The organism is Desulfitobacterium metallireducens DSM 15288 (assembly GCF_000231405.2).
In the GTDB taxonomy this organism is placed as follows: domain Bacteria; phylum Bacillota; class Desulfitobacteriia; order Desulfitobacteriales; family Desulfitobacteriaceae; genus Desulfitobacterium_A; species Desulfitobacterium_A metallireducens.
In genome coordinates this window covers 440,167-458,253 of record NZ_CP007032.1, presented here as the reverse complement: position 1 = coordinate 458,253, position 18,087 = coordinate 440,167, and the positions used below count along the sequence as shown (strand labels likewise).

Below are 18,087 nucleotides of genomic sequence, written 5' to 3'. Positions count from 1 at the left end.
ATACTGAATAAGATACCCCGAAGCTAGGATAAAGGAGGGAATTCAAACACATGACAGATGTATTTCCATACGATCCATATCAAGAAAGAGTCTGTATCATCGTAGAAAAAGTATTTTTTAGTTGCCAGCAAAGAGAGTGTTTCCCTGACTTCGAGGTAGAACTTCCGCAACATGGTGGCCCATTTACTTTCGTCAGTATCGTCTTCAACAATGGGGTAATTCTTCCCGATAGCATTGTTATTACTCCAATCCCAGGCCGTCCGAACTTTGCTCGCGCTCAATTTACCGTTCGGATCTGCTTCACCGTCAACGTCAGAAATGCTGCTGGCACCATCATCCCGATTTCCGGTTGCTTGCCGGATATCCACAAAGACATCGTCATTTTCCATCCGCCGACACGTTCAGAATTCGACTTTAATCTTAGAGTTGAGACCCGTAGTGAACTCTTAGTTCCCGCGCTCGTTTCAGGCGACGTTCTTACCATCACGGTTGGTTCCTTCGTTATCTCTAAACTCACTGGTTTTGTCCAACTTTCAATTGATGCTTTCGGCTATTGCCCAGAGCCTCCGTTCTGCGAAGAATTCCCATCAGAAACTCCATGCGTTGATTTCTTAAATCCAAATCTCACGCCGTTCCCAACCGATTTCTTCCCACCTCAATTACCACAAGTCCTTGCTAGTCTTAAATAGTCTTTCTAACTAATCCCCTTAAAGTCATGTCATCGTACTAGGGCTGTCTCAGGACAGCCCTAGATTATAACAAGGAGGTGTATAAGGTGCCCCATTTTCCTCCAACCTCTCCGACGTTAATGATTAATCAAGACTCATCCTTTTTCCTAGAAACAAATAATGAAGGACTTTCTTTATATTCAAACTCCAATAAGGAGATCCTTTTCCAGCTAAAAGAGCCGATTATACTCGCCCAAGGAATTGCCGAAGATCCGAATCAAATTCATCTGGCTTATCTTAAAAAGACAGGCGAACTCTGTTATTCAATCATCTCAAGAACAGGGGAGCATCAGAACACGACACTGGGAAAACTCGATACCCGAAACAACCGTTATGATCGGCTTATCCTTCTTCCCGTGGATAAGGTGATACATATCTTTTATGCCACCTCCCATTTAGCTCTTCCTGATGTGTGGCGCATCACCCATCTTCTTTGGAATGGTCAAACGTGGAAATCGGCCCAATTAGGTGAAGTCGTCCACCCACGCCATCCTCTTTATCACATCCTCCTTGATTCAAAATCGAATCTTCATCTACTCATGATGACCTTCCTGGGTAATCGTTCTGTCCTGTTATCTAATTTCTTCAACGGAAGTTATCATATATGGGCGAAACGCCAAGAATCCTTGAGCATTCCACGAGAAGTCGTTGATATGGCGGCTCTCATTACTCCAAGCAATACAGGATACCTATTCTGGGGTGCAAAACAACCGGGTACAGACAAATTTGAAGTCGGATTTGCGACACAATCCAATATGTGTGACTTTATGAGCGCTTGGAGAATTGAACCCAATCCCGTTAATGATATTAGCGGCCCTTGGAAAAGCTTCGGTGCATTCGATTCAGATGGGGTACTCAATCTCCTCCTTAACACGGACCAAGAAAGACTCTTTCAGTTCATCCAAAAACGCTGGAATTTCATCTCAAATTCATCGTCTAACCATTCAACACTCCACCTTATCCAAAAAACAGAGTCGGTCATCAATTACACGGAATGGCTACTTAATCAGGACGAATTATTTACCCCTTTATTCTCCAGTGAAATTCAGCTTTCTTTTAACCTCCCCGAGAATTTAACCCTTGAAGCGCCTGCCATTGAAGTCCCTGCAATTGAAGCATCCAATTCGGTCCCGGTATTCAAAACCTCGGTAGTCACCCTACCTCAACCCTCAATAACTCCAGAATCTCCCCCAACATCCTCGCAACACCCAAATACTCCTGTTCCCGAAGAACAAGAAAACGAAAAAGTATATGTCTCCCTGCTTAAATCACTCGATGAAAAAATAAGCGAAATTTCCGAATCCCATAAGGCACTGATCGAGGAACAAGTAGCTCCACTTCCCAAAGCTATTGAGGCCTTGACGCTCAGTGTACAAGGGGTTTCGGAAGCTATCGCATCCTTCACCCAGCAAAGCCTTGAGACTCAACAAGCCCTACATTCTCTTGAGGAAAAAGTAAACAACTTAATAGCCGCTCAACAACCTATAAGGAAGAAAGGATTTTGGGAACGATGGCTAGCATCAATGAAAAAATGAATTTAGGAGAACTCTTAACAGATCATCCTGAACTCAAGTCCGTCTTTCGCAAATATGGGATTCCGGTCGTGGGTTGAAGCTCTCGTTATTTACTCTATATGAGTGTTGGGCAGGTTGCTCAACAGTACAACGTTAATCCTCAGACATTAATTAAAGCTTTAAAAATCTATGCGAAATCCACACCATAAATTAGCTGAATAAGGGGTTTTTAATGTGAAAGTCCTTTTTCAAGTTCGGTCTGATTATCGTAAGAATCCGGCCGGGGATACCGTCCAACTTTTAGGTACTGCCCAAGCTCTGCAAAAACTCGGTGTCGAAGTTTTCCTATCTGCGAATCCAAATATTCAACTTGAGGAATATGACTTAGTTCATATTTTCAACGCAACCCGCGTCTCGGATGCTTCTATGTATTTTGAAAATGCCAAACGCCAGAAAAAGCCGGTCGTCCTCTCTCCGATCTATTGGAATATGCAAAAATTTTTAGAAAAGGATGCTCATTCCACGGCGCTAACCCAGTGGGAAGCTCATCAACCTTGGCGAGGACAATTGCTCCAAGATTGTGATCTACTTCTCCCCAATGGTCAATTGGAAATGGAAATGATCCAAGATGACTTTCAGGTTACAACCCCTTATCAAGTCATCCCCAATGGATTTCCCGAAGAATATCTAGGTATTGATGAAACCCTTTTCCGTGAGAAATGCCCCAACTTGCCTGAACACTTCGTTCTTTCCATCGCCCGTATTACATCCCGCAAAAACCAAGTCCTACTTGCTCGGAACTGTTATGAACTAGGGCTTACTCTCGTTTTGGCTGGACCGATCAATGACCGCTCCTATTTCGAACATGTTCAATCGTATCCCAACGTCATCTATCTGGGCACCTTACAAGGACAGCTTCTTGCCTCAGCTTATGCTGCAGCAAAAATTCATGCCCTTCCCAGTTGGTTCGAAACCCCAGGACTTTCGAGCCTTGAAGCAGGAGCATGTGGAGCTACTATCTTAACAACAGATCAAGGATCGACAACGGAATACTTCAAAGATATGGCTGTTTATATGAATCCTTTCCAAGAAGAAAGCCTCAAATTAGCTTTAGAAAAAGCTCTGGACTTTTCCCCAGAGCCTTTAAGTGAGCATATTCGCAAAAATTATTCATGGTCAAGAGTTGGCGAGTTAACCCTTTCTGCCTATCAATCCCTTCGTTAACTATAGCTTTCCCGTATGAATGAAGTCAATTACCTTCTGGCAGGTATCGTAACGGGTTGCTCCAGAAATCAACGTCGCTCTCTCAAGTGGCTTAACACTTCCCCCAATGACATAAATATTCTGTGCAGAATTTAGATCATCAGCCTGAATTGCGTCCAGATAAGCTACAGGAGCTTTTAAAAAATCAGCCAGATAACCTGCTGCTCGCTCATCTGGACCATGCCCAACGAGAATTAAATTTTTCAATTGGATATCCCCTCCGTTTTGTCCCTGAATATTTTGAACTTCTTGCTCAACAGCGACTAAGAGATCATCCCAAGTCCGTCCGTAACGTCCCAAATAATCAATGGGATCGCTATGATTCGTCTCCTGATACATACTGGATATCTCTTGATGTGAAAAAACTTGGGTAGCTACAGTCCAACCATAACGCACGCAACCCTCCGCTACCAACCCGACTGTACGTTTCCAGGCTTCCTCAAACCGCGACGCGTTATTTCCTAAAGGTTCACAGATTTCAACCGATAGAAATTTGTGATTAGCGGTAGACCCCGCATGCCAAGCCACTTCGTTCTCAGGAATTGTTTGAAGGATCTGGATCCAATCCACAAAATAATGAGCCGAAGCCCCCCTGTAAGCACTATTAAAATAGTTGAATTCATTTTGAGCCGTTGCACCTGGAGTATCTGTCGAATGAATAACAAAGCCTTGAGGACGCAAAACTTCATGGGAACGATTATTATTTATGATCTGCTGCACAACCGGATAAGTCGTATTAACCACCTGCTCTTTTATTTTGACTCACATATTGGAAGAAGTCATGGGCAAAATTAGAACCTTTTCCGATTACTAACCCTGTAATAACGACCCCTACAAGAGGATCAAGAGTCTTAACGCCCATAAGCGTAAGCGAGTTGATATTGGTTTCGTAGGCAAGAAGGAATCCCAATCCTAAACTAATGAGTTCCAATGTCATTGGCTTGAACTTCTCAGGAAGAAAAGGTAACGCATATACTAGGGCCTTAAAAAGTTCAACTAATTTTTCGACAACAACGGCTAAAATAAAGATTGAGCTTAAAGCATCCACTGCCACCTCTCCTTTTAGAAACTAAGAGCCCATAAATAGCTCAACATAGCTTATTCAAGAAGTTTGTCTCTTGTGCTTAATCAAAATATTGAATAGCGAATTAGCGAATTCTATTTCACATCTGTCAAGAATAAGCTATAAAAGGATATTTTTCATAGGTTTATGAATAATAGGACTTTTAGCCTATACGTTTTAGGTCTTTAGGCATATTTTTAAAATTTTCTGACTATATTCAATTAATTAGCTAAACTCAAAAGGATTTCATAAATTTAAGTCGAATAGAATATGTTGGTAGTAAAAGGGTATTTTGGGAGGTTCTAATCTTGCTAAGTTACCAATCAAATTTAAAAGATCCCGGATATGAACTTAATAAAGAAAACCTCTTCTCCTTACTCGACAAATTACCATACTTTGTCTGTCTCCTAGCCCCTGATTTCACAATCCCTTATTACAACCAGGCCTTTCAGGAGGTTTTCGGAGATCCCGGGCCAAAAAAGTGTTACGAGTTTATAAAAAACAGTAACAAGCCCTGTTTAGACTGTCCTTCTTTCAAAACATGGGCTACTTCAGATCCCCTTCATTGGGAAATGAAGATCCCTGATTCCCGCGTGTATCGTGTTCACGAGCGTCTTTTTGTAGGGCAAAACAGCATACCTTATATTTGTAAGAGCGGTGAAGATATCACTGAGGGAGAAATTGTAACAAATGATTATGCTCGTATGGACCGCTTAAATCTCATTGCCGAAATGGCTGCTGGAATTGCTCATGAGATTCGAAATCCCATTACCACCGTCAAAGGATTTCTCCAGATGCTTGGATGGAAAAATGAGTTAAAGCAATATCAGGATTATTATGACATCATGATTGCCGAATTGGAGCGAGCCAACTCAATCATTACGGAATTTCTCTCTTTGACCAAAACTCAAAATCAAGAGATGCATCTTCAAAATCTTAACACGATTATCCAAACCCTTTTCCCCTTAATCCAAGCAGATGCTATGCGCTCGGACATCACTCTAATTCAAGAGTTAGGAGAAATTGAAGATATCCAACTTGATGAGAAAGAAATTCGTCAACTCATCCTCAACTTAGTCCGGAATGGTATTGAAGCGACTGAACCCGGTAAAACCCTAAAAATCAAGACCTCGATGGATTCGGATCGAGTCGTCTTAGCCATACATGACGAAGGTCCCGGCATTGATCCCGATGTGCTTGCTAAACTCGGCGTTCCGTTTTTCACCACTAAAGAAGGTGGCACTGGCTTAGGACTAGCGATTTGCCACAATATCATAAAACGCCACGATGCAAAAATGGATATTGTAACGTCTCCTCAAGGAACGACTTTCTTTGTCAAGTTCAAAACTTCACAGATTTAATGTGAAAAGCTATGAGAATTAATATACATAAATATACAAACAAACAAAATAGGAAGCCCAGTTATGGGCTTCCTATTTGTTTGTTAAGCGTTCTTTTCGTCTGGTCTGTCCAGCCTCAGTAGCTAGTAAATAAGAATAATCTACAACTATACCAATGGGAACATTTAGGTTTTCACTTGCTATCTTCCCCCTACGCGTTTTCACCCCATTAAGTAAACAATTAAAATTAGTACAATTCCCGCTAATATTATGCCCAGAGAACTAACCTTTGGATTAAACACTCCATGTTTCTTAAAATTCGTATAAAAGTTAGTTGACTTTCTTTCTTGAATTAGAGACTCAATATTAGCAAAGGATTGGTATTGACTATCGGGGCTTCCGTCAAACATCTGGCTTCCTGTAGCATTACCTGTAACACTTGACATACCACCTACTGCAACTATTGCTATAGCAATCCAAAAAAGAGTTTCAACAAATCCAAAACCATATAATCTAACAATCACGAATGACAAAAAACATGAAAGTATAAACGATAAAAGAAAGTATATTAGAACATTAAGTAATTGTCTCTTCACTGATATCCCTCCCCTATATTCTATAATCCTGCTTGTGCGTCACTACTCGTGAAATAGAGGGGTAACTAGTTTATATCTTTGGTGCTTTTATAAAGTTCAAGAAACTGATTTGTCTGTTCGATTCTTTGTTCATCTAACTTTATCTTTTTCTTCATAAATTTCATTACACTTATCAAAAAGTAAATTACAAAGATACCTGCTAATAATGGTATTACGGTACTCAGTGTAGCAAGGACTGCGAAAAAGGTAGGATTATTTATATTCATTTAAACACTTCCTCTCCATATTCTCGTAAATATCTTATTAAACAATCTATAATATCTACCCAAGCCTCACAAGAATCCGCGCATGGACGCACGGCCTTGGATAATCACCGGCATTACTATAATTTCGCAATACCAAGAGGGCATGATATCATACACAATCCACAAGAATTTTTTCTATGATGCGTTTTTAAAAAAAGGCTTCTTTTCTGGTTGCATAATTTAAAATCAATTAATTCTTCACGTTTTGTACTTATATTCCACTGATGACCAGTTAATGCATTATGTGGACAAGCATTAACGCATACATTACAGATGGGCGGACATTTACTCTTGTCAATAGGACATCCTATCGGCAAATCATAATTTATTAATATGGCAGATAGCCTTACTCGTGGTCCATACTCTTCTGTAACCAAAATATCATTCTTCCCTATCCACCCTAAACCCGCATTGACACAAGCAAATTTAAATGAGAATAGTGCAATGAGTGTTTCTTCACTTGTTTGCGTAGCAGGTGGTATATAATATTGAATTTTATATGTCTTAAATAGGGTGGTAATCTCGTCAAGTAATACATCGATATTATCACGTGCTTCACAAATCAAACTTTCAAATTTCTCTTCTTCATAAGTATTTATACTCAATAATTCCTTATGAGGAACAGCAACAACCAATGCACATTTATAATCTGTCTTAAATACACTGAAATCTATATTAGAAATTCCAAAAAGAATATCCGTATGCCTCTCAAAAACTTCTAAAATATCAGTGTATAGGTCAATCAATTCAGTTGCTCCTTTTATGCAATGTTTTATATGGCGAGTCCATTACCTCTAACGTCTCGCGTTTTCCAATAGCGCCAAATTACTTTCATATTAACAAAGTACAGGAAAATGCCGCCGGGAATACCTGAACAAAAGCCAAAACATTCATCTTCGCAATAAATCCGAAGCCCAAAATCCGACTTATAAAAAATCCATTATCACGTTAAAGATAATGGAAAACTCATGCAATTACATTATACCATAAAATAACTTCTTTTCCTTAAATATTACAATTTCTATATATACTCTAGGATTGCAGATAACGTCCCCGGAATTCCTGCTGCGTCCTTCTACATTCATCTCTACTAAGTGGCAAAATGTGCTATTCATGCGATGTACGGGTAAGTGCTACTTACAGAACTATTATCTGTGAGTTAAACTCATCACTTTGTACTATGATACAAGTCATTCCAAGTACACTCCCGGATTCATGCAATTCTCCTTTATCAAAGAACACACCTTCACCCGTCGTAATCACAACTTTTGCATTACTCTGCCTCCGAATCCATCCTTCACCTTGAACGACTAGAAATAGTTGAGGGGTTGGGGCCTCATGGATTCCAATTATTCCTTCAGGTTCAACATACATGAAACCTATCCTTGCAGGCGTAAAAGTCTGTGCTATCCGCGAATAGATAACAGACCGCGATTCATAACGCTCAACCGACTGACCAGTATCTTTACTAAACCTAAAGAATTTCATATATCCCTCCACCTTACCCTAAACACTTGCCTCCTATTAACGATAAGAACCTAGTCCCTATACCACTTTATTGCCTTTTGTTCAAGGCTCTTTACAAAATCGTTCTTTCCATCTATATAACCTTCAATATCATTAGGAAAACGTTTCGCAAGCAATTCTTTTAAAAGGCTGTACTCTTTTGCATCATTTTCATGCTTGCGAAGAAAGTCCCGAAAAGCAAGATGTCTTTCTGCACCTATACTTCCGTACTCAAAAATGTGGATGTGATGTGTTCGATCTTCTCCACCTTTATAAAAAAATCTACGTTTGGGGATTCCGAATTCTCCCATAGGTTCATATCCTAGCGCTATCATTCTATCGTTGAATTTATCAACTACTTCAATGTCCCGAACCAATGGCATAATATCTATGATCGGTTTTGCCTTAATCCCAGGTACAGATGTACTCCCAATATGGTGCACTGCAATTAGCTCTTCGCCAAATACTTCACATATTTTATCTGCCTCAACCTTAAACATACTTGGCCATTGGTAATTATAGTCATTAACAACAACCACTCTCACAAGAAGTCCCTCCAATTTGCTAGATAGCATTTCTAAAAGTATGTCCAATAACGTTTTGGGATTCCCGACAGTCTCAACCACATTCATCATCTAAGTGTCGGGAAAGCCTAGTTATATGACGTTTCCTGCCCCACGAAACCGAAGCGCGCCACGGACGGCGCGCCCCCGAACAATTCAGCTTTAGAATCAATTTCATTCTTTGAGAACGTTATATCCAACCAACTTTTCCCTCAGTTCCAAAGCTGTTGTGAAAAGTATCGTTTCAAACCCCAATTTTTTTGCGCCCTCGATATTTTCCCTTGTATCATCTATAAAGATTGATTCATGAGGCCTGATTTCATAGGTCGTTATCAATTTATTATAAATATCTTTATCGGGCTTCAATAATTTTTTCTTATAAGAAACAATGCCACCATCGAAATCTTTTAAAAAATTGTATCTCTTTAAAACATCTTCAAAGGCTAATAAATGAAAATTAGATAAGAAATATACTTTATATCCATTAAGTTTTAATTCTTTTAAAACGTCTACTACACCTTCTATAGGTGTAAGCATTTGATACCAGTTATCCATCACCTTCCGGATAAGTTGACTATTTTCACTGTCTCTAGCACAAATACTATTTATAGCCTCATCTTCTGTAAGTAATCCCCTGTCAAGCATAAGCCACTCTGTACTTTTAAATATTTCGTTGTATATTTGAAGAGCTTCTTTGTTTTCAGGTATTTTCTCATAAAGATACTCTAATGGATTGAAATTTAATAATACGTTTTCCAAATCAAAAATAATGTTCTTTACCATATCTTTATATATTCCTTCTTAACGTTTGTAGCCGCCACGGACGGCGACCCCTTGAATCCTCCGTATATCTAAGTACATATATGTACAAAATTAATTAGCCCTTTGCCTAATTGAGAACAAGCTTTTCATAAAATACTAAGGTCATTTTATCGTTTATAACTTCAGTTTTCTCTGTTTTCTTATAACCTAACTTTTCATACAAATAACAATTCCTTCGCTCCTGCAATATAGTATCTAATTCCCACGTCTTCGCATTCCAATATATATGTTCAACCATTTGAAAGACTTTACGCGCGGAGATAACAGGACTTATTTTTTACTTTTAGATTTTATATAATCTCTTGCGTTTTTCATTCCCCCAAAGTCTGCAAACATTTCAGTGATTTTCTCTTTTTCTATTTGCTTAGAATTCAAGCCTTCGTACTTTGCCTCTTTCTTGAGTTTTTTATAGCTCTGTAGGCGTTCTTCGGTGATCATGCCCTCTTCTATCGCTTTTTTGACGGCGCAGCCCGGTTCATTCTCATGCTGACAGTCCTTGAATCTGCATCGTTCGGTAAATTCATCGATATCCGCAAACGTCTTAACGAGATTCACGCTTTCCACCCCGATTTCGCGCATTCCAGGTGTGTCTATGACTGCTCCACCAGAAGGAATAACGATTAGCTCGCGTCTTGTCGTAGTATGTTTTCCTTTATCATCTTTTCTAATTTCTCTCGTTTCAATTACATCTACATCTCCTCCAAGAAGCCGGTTGATCAAAGTTGATTTCCCGACACCAGAGGAGCCCATAAATGCAACCGTCCAACCTGGTAAAATATACTTCAGTATTGAGCTATACCCATCCTCTATCAGGCTTGAGGTTACAACGATATCAACTCCTGCAGCAACCTTTTCGATTTCCGCGAGTCTCCCAGACAGATCCTCGCACAAATCTGACTTTGTAAGTACAACTACTGGTGTAGCTCCGCTGTCCCACGCAATCGAAAGATAACGCTCTAACCTTCGCAGGTTGAAGTCATTATTCAGCGACATGCAGATAAAGACGGTATCAATGTTTGCAGCCACAACTTGAACATCGTGCGAGGTACCTGCAGCTCTACGAACAAATATGCTTTTCCTTGTCAGTATTTTATGGATAATCGCATTACCATGCAATTCATCCTCCCTATCGATCATAACAAAATCACCCACTGCTGGATAATCCAACAACTCGTCGGAAGAATAGCGCAGCTTTCCGGATATTTCTGAAAGCACTTCGGATTTTTCCGTTGCGACCTTATACAAATCCTTGTATTGAGCAACGACTCTTCCTAAAAAAAGTCCTTCATAAAGTTTCGATTCCTGAAGAAATCTCTCTGAGAATCCTAAATTTATTAATTTCTTATTCAATATTTCACCTTCTCATAAGTCCATCTCATTTATACATAATGCTACTTATATACTCTAGGATTGCAGATAACGCTCCAGATTCCCGACGCGCCTCAAATCGCTTACATATTGGCAAAGTGTCAAAAATCTTTTGTTGTATTATGGTTCTAAAATCACAGTTTTAAGAAAATGAAAATATTTATTATTATCATGACAATTGCAACACAGAAGTTGAAATATGACAAATACCTTTTTGTCTTGTCTTCAACTTTAAAGCCTTCAACACCACCCATTAAAAAAAACAAAATAAGTAACAACTGGGTCAGTGAGTTTAACCGGTCTTTTGTTAACTCAGACATAGTATCTCTCATAATGATGCTGTAGAACGAGATAACGATAACGTTAGTAGCCGCTAATAATCTAAATATGTTAATTGGGGTAAATAGTTTTTTAATCATATTCATAAGACAACCTGCGCCTCCCCAAATGCTACCCAGAAGATTCTAATGTAACCAGTACAATTTCCGGTCTATTATAAAACCTTATTGGTAATACGCTTTCTCCTAAGCCACCATTTATAATCATATTCGTAGAACTGGAAGTAAATTTGCCGTAATCAAACTCGGGAAAAAGCCCTTGCCCTGGTGCTACCACTGCACCAAGCAATGGAAGCCTGACTTGTCCACCATGTGTATGTCCCGCTAAAATTAAATCGATATTTCCTTTAATGGCTTTAGAAAATATGTTAGGAGCATGTGCCAATAAAATCTTTGGTTCAGAATCCGAGACGCCTTCAAATGCCCTATCTAACTGATCTCTTCCTAGATAGGGATCGTCGACACCCATTATCCAAATGTGAGAATCGCCTATGATATATTTAAAACACCTATTTTCCAGTATATGTACTCCTTGGTCTTCTAATGGAGATTTGATTTGGTAATTTGTCCACCACTCATGATTTCCAGGGACAAAAAATACAGGCTTAGATTTCAACCCTTTCAATAAGGATATTGCCGGTTCCATACTAGGGTTACTCTTATCAACTAAATCACCTGTTATTGTAACTGCATCAAAATGCTGTCTGTTAATCAACTCAATTAAATTCCTTTGACCTTCTCCGTATTCCTTGCTATGTAAATCAGTCAAATGGAGAATAGTGAATCCCTGAAACTCAATTGGCAATTTAGTAATCGTAATGGTATATCGTTTTACCGCAATCGATTGGAGATCGAAATATAGATAAGATAATGTTGCAATCCCACCCAGGATGAATGATCTACGGGATAAGAGCTTAGCTCCCAAAATCACACCTCCTTCAAATCCCCGAAAATTTTTTCTTCTGGCGCCCTTGCGCGAATGTAATGTTATCTGTAGTGCGGAGCCCAGAGCCACACCTCGACAAGTCCATCCGAACCATATTTTAGTCTCCCCAGGTATTTAGTAGATGAATTAGATCATTCATCGATCGAATTACGAAATCTGCTAATTGCTTTGGTTCCTCAATCCTTTTCTCAGTGTAAAGTATCGTTTCCATTCCAGCCATCTTTGACGAAACGATGTCTCTTTCATAATCGTTCCCAATCATAATACATTCCGAAGGATTCACGCCTATTCTAGAGATAATCTCTTTAAAAAAATTGGAATCCGGCTTATTATAGCCAAGCTCCTTTGATGTAAATAAATGAGTAAAATAACCTCTGATACCGACTCGTTCTAAGGCCAATCCCATGAGTTCAGCATTTGAATTCCCAGCATTTGAAGCGAGACAAGTTATAAATTGAGAACTAATTAACGCTAAAGATTCCTCAATACCGTCGATTATTTCTACTCTAGGCCAATCCACCATTGGTCCAGAAAACTCGCTAAAATCCCTCATTACCGTATCACCCCAATCGAATATGACGACTTTCTTACGCATGTAAAATATCCTTCCTAATCAATCTCATTGTCATCATCTGCATTACAGATAACGTCTCGCAGGTTTGCGACACGTCCCAACCGCTTGCAACTGCTCCTAAGGATTAACATTGATCCTGAAACAGTTTTTTAGCTGCACGGACTGTTATTCTATGAAAGGCAACTAGTTTTCCTTTATATACTACATTGAACACTCCATAAGGCGAAGGAGCTAGATTTATCATTTCATTCCTATCCTTTAAATCTATTATTACAGGCTTGATACCGGCTCCTTCGGCTCCCTCCAATATGTTATTAGTTGCAACCTCGACATAAGGGCACTGATAGGAACGTAGGATAGTTAAACCCTCTCCCAGCCTCCTAGCTCTTGCTTCCCAGTCGTCCGGGAAGTATGGATCTAGGTACTCTCCAAACTTATATACAAGTAATTCAAAGGAGCCTAATGTTTCGCTCACTAATTTAAAACCGTTTTTAATAAATATGTCTTTGTTTGCAATCCATGTATCTTTGGAGTTGGTAACAACGGCCACTCCATATTTATTCTGCGCTTTTGCATCTTCAATAGATTTTTGAATTAACCGCGACCCATAACCTTGTCCAGAAGCAGTTGTCCATAAACAATGAATAACCAGATAGTTCTCTGCCTGTATTCCTCTCCAAGCGTACTCAGAAGGTATGTATTCGATAAATCCACAGGAGGTCTCATTATCCTTAGACAGGATTAAATACTTAAGGCCTTCAGCTAATCTTTCTTTCATCCAGATATTTTTGTTTCTATAGCCTTCTGAACCAGGCTTGCTCTTAAGGCAAAAGCAACCGTATCGCGATAGGTTTTCACTATTTAATTCTATTATGTTTATATCATTCATATTTTTCTCCTTCTGGCTCTTACTCTACGACTTCATATCTTTGACCTAGTGGTTTCAGATAACGTCCCGCAGGTTCATCTATGATTAAGGTCCTAACGTTACATTAGCCCTAAGTTTATTGGATGAAATTGATAAGACCATATCGAAATTATCCTATTTCCCGTATATGGAAAGTGTTCCTAAGGACCATAGACTTATCTTACTATGATGCGGTACGCTCCCCAGAGCCGAACATGTACAGCTGCCACACTCCTTATGCCCTTCGAATGATCTCGTTTCACATATTAAGAATTCTATTTCCACTACAACTCCAGCGTAGATAGTAAATCCCTAGAAGATCGGCCGTTTGCTATGCTCATATATTCGAAATGTTTTTATCTTCTAATCGGTATAAATTTGATTTTTTCAAATAAACAGCCACAAAGATCGTGGCAACAAGGACGTATAATATGGCTAATGAAGATAGCAAATATATGTCCTGTCCTGTAAAAAATGTTAATACAAAATTAAATAAAAAGTGCATCCAAAAAGCTAAAAACAAGTTGTTGCATTTTTTCATACACACTCCGATGATCATTGAAAATGAGGTTAAACCAATGATAAATGAAAAAATATAAATCAGTAATAAAAGTCCGTTGTAATTCGTGGAAACAAACCACAAAGGAAGATGCCAGAATGACCAAACCAGGCCTAAGATTAGGTTGCCCCTGACAAATCCGTATCTGCTTTCCATTTCCGGCATCAGATATGCCCTCCATCCAGATTCTTCGCCGCTTGCACCTTGAATGGCAGTAAACAGGATATTGCCAAATAATGTAGCCGATACAAAAGAAAGCTGTGCCGAAATTTCTTGTTTTTCAAATACTGACAAAGTCCATACCGATAGCAAAAATATGCCCACAATTACCAACATGACAAGTGCGAATACTCTGAAATTCAATTTCTCTTTGAAAGCCTTTTTATAAAATTCCCAAATACTCGTATCAGGGTTGAGCTTTTTCAGCATTAGTAAAAGCACGATTGTAGGCGACCAACTGCATAAAGTGATAACCCATCTCATTGAGAAATCTGAAGCATTCAGCATAAAAATCGCTATTCCGCCAATGCCTAAAACCATAAACCAAAACAAAAGATATGTATAAATAACATATTTCCACATTTTATCAATCTTTTTCATTTTCATTTCCTTCCGTTCTCAATATTTGTAATCTCTACAACTGAAGTTGTCAAAAGGATAAATATCCCGTATCTCAGCATGTTGTTTTCCTTGTATTTTCACAAATGTATTCATATGCTTGTGGAATAATTCCCTTATAGGCCGACTTCCACCTAAAGCATGAATCCGACAGATATCTTTTACATCGTAAAGCGTTGCTTTTCTGATTTCCTTGTTATAGGAAGCCATACGCCCCCAAATTCAGACCACCACGGACGGGCAGCCACTTGAGCCTTCGTAATAGCTTAAATTACATATATTGAAATAATGATGCTGAATATCAATATGATAATACTTATCGTTGAAGTCTGTTTTGCAATTTCAAAGGTCTCAGACCTTCCACCGTTTATCCATGAAAAGGGCATTATCTTTAAAATAACAAGAGTGTGGATTGCAATTGTAATAAGCGCTACCATGACACTTATAATTCCTGCTATTTTCAAGTTCATTTTTTTATCATGATGTTTTCTCCCAGAAAATCCGCGCATGGACGCGCGGCTATGCGTGCGATTTTGTATAACGTCTCGCAGGTTCCCGCGCGCCCTAACCTCATGCATCATCCTCCAAGTGACGGAAACCTGCAGTTATTACGTTATGCGGCAGAGACCAATCATGCATTATTTCATATTTAACCTTTTAGTCATAACCACCGACTGCTGGAGGTAGCCTTTTGTACTCCTCTTTGTTTTCCACCATTTTACTCGTACTGTTAACTAATTCTTTTAATCGCTCTGCTTCTTTGGATTTAGAGAGACCTCCAAATCCTTCATCCCATTTGATTTTCTTGGTTTTACCATCCATTCTAACTGTTAAATCATAAGTTAAGTAAGGAATGGAATAGCCTTCATCGAAAGTATCTGGATAATCCATAATATTCATTGCCTTTAGCTGAAAGTAAACTGTTGATAGTTCCTGATCTGTCAATTTAAGAGGAACGGTGATTGTTCCCTTACTAATCAAATCCTTAGTAAAAGTACCCTCAAAAGTATTTAATACGTTTTTGCCTTCTATGCCGTATTTGAAAATAAATCCGTTCTCTGCGATAGTTTCAGACTGAGATCCATCCATATCGAATAGGGACTTTTCACTTGAACTAATTGACGGAACTGTACCCGGTCCCTTTGTCAACCTTAAGTTCGTCGCACATCCGGTTAATAGTAGTGCGAATGCTAAAACCACAACTAAAACTCTCTTCACTCAAATTCCTCCCTAACCGACAACGAAATAAAAAATGTGTTAAAGGTTAAGAATTTCCTCAAGTAGCTGTGCCGAATTTTTAACTAAGTTCGGGCAAATAGTATTGAACAAATTGTGTTCTTTTGCCTTTTTCGCGCCATCTTTTGTGCTTATGTCACAACCGAGTAAATCTCTACATATAATTGATCCGTTACATTCTCTGAATCTACTTACAAACTCCTGAACAACCTGAAACGTCCGCTCTTTTGAATCTTCATCCTCAGCTCTCGTTTTTCCATATTTCAATCCAATTACCATGAACGCTCCGGTTACTGCGCCACAGGTATCACCCATCCTGGCCATGCCACCGCCAAAACTGGCGGATACTCGAAATGCTGTTTCCTTATCCAAACCAAATTGAGTGGCGTATGTCGAAAACACTGCTTGGGAACAACTGAAACTCTCGTTAAAGCAAACAACTGCCTCTTGTACCTTGCTCATAATTCATTCTCCCCTTCCTATTTACTTTTGCCCTAACCCAACTATCGTAACCCCCCTGACTCAGAAGCCACCACAGACAGTGGCTCCTCAATCCAGGATTTAATTCTTCTGCCTGTTCAAGAACCTTTATAGCTTTGATCTCATCAGGATATTTATTGCTCATAATACACTCCAATAAATTTTCGCTTTTCTCACTTCTTCGACGTGTTGCTATATGTATTCAAAGAAAGCCCTGACACGGACGACTATGGCATTAACGTTTTGCAGGTTCCAGACAGCGCCATGGACGGCGCTGCCTTAAACATTTCTTGTACTGTTTATGGAAGTATGTATTTGATAATTAAAAAAAGAGCAATAATAGATAAATCTAGAGTAACCGTTTGCCAAATAATCTTGGGGTCTTTCATTTTTCTATACGATAAATAATTTAATATGTTTACACAAAGAACGATTGCTATTAATAGAATGAAAAAAATTAAAACTAGAAGTTCCGTATTCTCACGGGAAAAAGATAGTATTGTAGCAGAAACCACGATTACTAAATTCAATCCTATATCAAAGATTCTTTTTTTAAGACTATCTTCCTCATCCCGGCCGAAGTATGGATAATATTTTCCCTTAACAAACAAGTAAATTAGTAGAATGATTTGAATAATAACTCCAACACATAGAATCGTTAGATAGAAATAATCAGGCATTTTATCCCTCCCTTACCGCACATTATCTTACAAATGCGTATCCTCCAGTTACGGGACTCCAGTTACGGGACTCCTGTGTTATGCGCCGTTGGCAGAGGAATACCCTATTATCTCTTTTACTCCGAATCATTTTCTTTTCTGATACCCGCACTTCTCATCACTTTAAGGAAATTAACTAAGCCTTGTGAGCCGAGAAAAATCCCTAATCCTATAATAAATTGAGTAAGCATCCCACCTAGACCAAGTATTAATCTCGTTGTAGAATTAGGGTCATTTATTAGATAATGCATATTTATTAAATTTGATACTAACTTTGGTAATGAACTTCCCATAAAGTAGAGTCCGAGAACTGAAAAAGATACTCTTTGAATATCTCCTATCTCTATAACTGATTTATTATCAGCATTTCGTTTACCTGTGTTCATCATTTCTGAAATCTTATCCGAAAGAAACCATAACAAAACTCCAAATACAATGTAAATTAGAGCGAAACAAATGTTTAATAACCTTTCATTACCATTCAGACTTGGCGTTGAAGCTATAAACGATATTATACTGGCTAATGTATTGATCCCTTGCACAATAAAGAATATTCCGAGAACTTTACATGCAAGACTTCCAATTTCATGTCCATTCAATCTTCTTCCCTCCCCCTTTTAATGACCCAAATGGCGCATAACG

At 38.8% G+C, this 18,087-nt stretch carries 20 protein-coding genes; 4 read left to right on the top strand and 16 right to left on the bottom strand.

The features are described 5' to 3' along the window. Positions 1-50: 50 nt before the first annotated feature. The 3 genes from DESME_RS02290 (at position 51) to DESME_RS02280 (ending at position 3,466) form a co-directional block, all read left to right on the top strand. Complete coding sequence (locus DESME_RS02290; RefSeq protein ID WP_006716505.1) at positions 51-689, top strand: hypothetical protein; 639 nt, start codon at positions 51-53, stop codon at positions 687-689. A gap of 86 nt (positions 690-775) precedes the next feature. Then, entirely contained in the window at positions 776-2,263 is a 1,488-nt protein-coding gene (locus DESME_RS02285) for a hypothetical protein (protein WP_006716504.1), read from the top strand. A gap of 213 nt (positions 2,264-2,476) precedes the next feature. Continuing rightward, on the top strand, positions 2,477-3,466 hold the full coding sequence (locus DESME_RS02280) for a glycosyltransferase family 4 protein (RefSeq protein ID WP_006716502.1): 990 nt from the start codon (positions 2,477-2,479) through the stop codon (positions 3,464-3,466). Here DESME_RS02280 and DESME_RS02275 read toward each other — a convergent pair whose 3' ends face one another. After that, positions 3,467-4,225 carry a peptidoglycan recognition protein family protein gene (locus tag DESME_RS02275; protein ID WP_242837414.1) on the bottom strand — a complete coding sequence of 253 codons (759 nt, stop codon included), beginning with the start codon at positions 4,223-4,225 and terminating at the stop codon, positions 3,467-3,469. A 16-nt stretch (positions 4,226-4,241) separates the two neighbouring features. After that, entirely contained in the window at positions 4,242-4,553 is a 312-nt protein-coding gene (locus DESME_RS02270; RefSeq protein ID WP_006716500.1) for a hypothetical protein, read from the bottom strand. Between the two features lie 323 nt (positions 4,554-4,876). On the opposite strand from DESME_RS02270, the gene DESME_RS02265 reads away from it, so the two are divergent. Beyond that, the gene (locus DESME_RS02265; RefSeq protein WP_006716499.1) at positions 4,877-5,929 is read left to right on the top strand and encodes a sensor histidine kinase; all 1,053 of its coding nucleotides are present in this window, start codon (positions 4,877-4,879) and stop codon (positions 5,927-5,929) included. 200 nt (positions 5,930-6,129) lie between these two features. On the opposite strand, the gene DESME_RS02260 is transcribed toward DESME_RS02265, so the two are convergent. The 14 genes from DESME_RS02260 to DESME_RS02170 form a co-directional block, all read right to left on the bottom strand. Further along, positions 6,130-6,504 (bottom strand): hypothetical protein, encoded by a 375-nt coding sequence (locus DESME_RS02260; RefSeq protein ID WP_006716497.1) that lies wholly within the window; start codon positions 6,502-6,504, stop codon positions 6,130-6,132. A gap of 382 nt (positions 6,505-6,886) precedes the next feature. Then, complete coding sequence (locus DESME_RS02250) at positions 6,887-7,555, bottom strand: epoxyqueuosine reductase (protein WP_006716495.1); 669 nt, start codon at positions 7,553-7,555, stop codon at positions 6,887-6,889. Positions 7,556-7,946: 391 nt separating this feature from the next. After that, positions 7,947-8,297, bottom strand: coding sequence for a cupin domain-containing protein (locus tag DESME_RS02245; protein WP_006716494.1), 351 nt, complete (start codon positions 8,295-8,297; stop codon positions 7,947-7,949). 50 nt (positions 8,298-8,347) lie between these two features. Then, entirely contained in the window at positions 8,348-8,890 is a 543-nt protein-coding gene (locus DESME_RS02240; protein WP_051413994.1) for a GrpB family protein, read from the bottom strand. Positions 8,891-9,052: 162 nt separating this feature from the next. Then, complete coding sequence (locus DESME_RS02235) at positions 9,053-9,661, bottom strand: HAD family hydrolase (protein ID WP_006716492.1); 609 nt, start codon at positions 9,659-9,661, stop codon at positions 9,053-9,055. 309 nt (positions 9,662-9,970) lie between these two features. Further along, positions 9,971-11,050, bottom strand: a complete 1,080-nt coding sequence (gene rsgA / locus DESME_RS02225) for a ribosome small subunit-dependent GTPase A (RefSeq protein WP_006716491.1) — start codon at positions 11,048-11,050, stop codon at positions 9,971-9,973. A 468-nt stretch (positions 11,051-11,518) separates the two neighbouring features. After that, on the bottom strand, positions 11,519-12,331 hold the full coding sequence (locus DESME_RS02215; protein WP_006716489.1) for a metallophosphoesterase: 813 nt from the start codon (positions 12,329-12,331) through the stop codon (positions 11,519-11,521). Positions 12,332-12,449: 118 nt separating this feature from the next. Next, a complete protein-coding gene (locus tag DESME_RS02210; RefSeq protein WP_006716488.1) occupies positions 12,450-12,947 on the bottom strand; it encodes an HAD family hydrolase in 498 nt (165 codons plus the stop codon). Positions 12,948-13,050: 103 nt separating this feature from the next. Further along, entirely contained in the window at positions 13,051-13,815 is a 765-nt protein-coding gene (locus tag DESME_RS02205; protein ID WP_006716487.1) for a GNAT family N-acetyltransferase, read from the bottom strand. 355 nt (positions 13,816-14,170) lie between these two features. Next, the gene (locus DESME_RS02200) at positions 14,171-14,992 is read right to left on the bottom strand and encodes a CPBP family intramembrane glutamic endopeptidase (protein WP_006716486.1); all 822 of its coding nucleotides are present in this window, start codon (positions 14,990-14,992) and stop codon (positions 14,171-14,173) included. A 675-nt stretch (positions 14,993-15,667) separates the two neighbouring features. Further along, on the bottom strand, positions 15,668-16,228 hold the full coding sequence (locus tag DESME_RS02185) for a hypothetical protein (RefSeq protein WP_006716485.1): 561 nt from the start codon (positions 16,226-16,228) through the stop codon (positions 15,668-15,670). Positions 16,229-16,267: 39 nt separating this feature from the next. Continuing rightward, positions 16,268-16,708 (bottom strand): C-GCAxxG-C-C family protein, encoded by a 441-nt coding sequence (locus DESME_RS02180; RefSeq protein ID WP_006716484.1) that lies wholly within the window; start codon positions 16,706-16,708, stop codon positions 16,268-16,270. A gap of 317 nt (positions 16,709-17,025) precedes the next feature. Then, entirely contained in the window at positions 17,026-17,406 is a 381-nt protein-coding gene (locus DESME_RS02175) for a hypothetical protein (protein ID WP_006716482.1), read from the bottom strand. Between the two features lie 116 nt (positions 17,407-17,522). Next, positions 17,523-18,044 (bottom strand): hypothetical protein, encoded by a 522-nt coding sequence (locus DESME_RS02170; RefSeq protein ID WP_006716481.1) that lies wholly within the window; start codon positions 18,042-18,044, stop codon positions 17,523-17,525. Positions 18,045-18,087: the final 43 nt, after the last annotated feature.

Excerpts from the sequence above, each read along its gene's own strand:
- DESME_RS02290 (WP_006716505.1), top strand. The coding sequence starts at position 51 with ATGACAGATGTATTTCCATACGATCCATATCAAGAAAGAGTCTGTATC.
- DESME_RS02245 (WP_006716494.1), bottom strand. The coding sequence starts at position 8,297 with ATGAAATTCTTTAGGTTTAGTAAAGATACTGGTCAGTCGGTTGAGCGT.
- DESME_RS02240 (WP_051413994.1), bottom strand. The coding sequence starts at position 8,890 with ATGCTATCTAGCAAATTGGAGGGACTTCTTGTGAGAGTGGTTGTTGTT.
- DESME_RS02235 (WP_006716492.1), bottom strand. The coding sequence starts at position 9,661 with ATGGTAAAGAACATTATTTTTGATTTGGAAAACGTATTATTAAATTTC.
- DESME_RS02210 (WP_006716488.1), bottom strand. The coding sequence starts at position 12,947 with ATGCGTAAGAAAGTCGTCATATTCGATTGGGGTGATACGGTAATGAGG.
- DESME_RS02205 (WP_006716487.1), bottom strand. The coding sequence starts at position 13,815 with ATGAATGATATAAACATAATAGAATTAAATAGTGAAAACCTATCGCGA.
- DESME_RS02200 (WP_006716486.1), bottom strand. The coding sequence starts at position 14,992 with ATGAAAAAGATTGATAAAATGTGGAAATATGTTATTTATACATATCTT.
- DESME_RS02180 (WP_006716484.1), bottom strand. The coding sequence starts at position 16,708 with ATGAGCAAGGTACAAGAGGCAGTTGTTTGCTTTAACGAGAGTTTCAGT.
- DESME_RS02175 (WP_006716482.1), bottom strand. The coding sequence starts at position 17,406 with ATGCCTGATTATTTCTATCTAACGATTCTATGTGTTGGAGTTATTATT.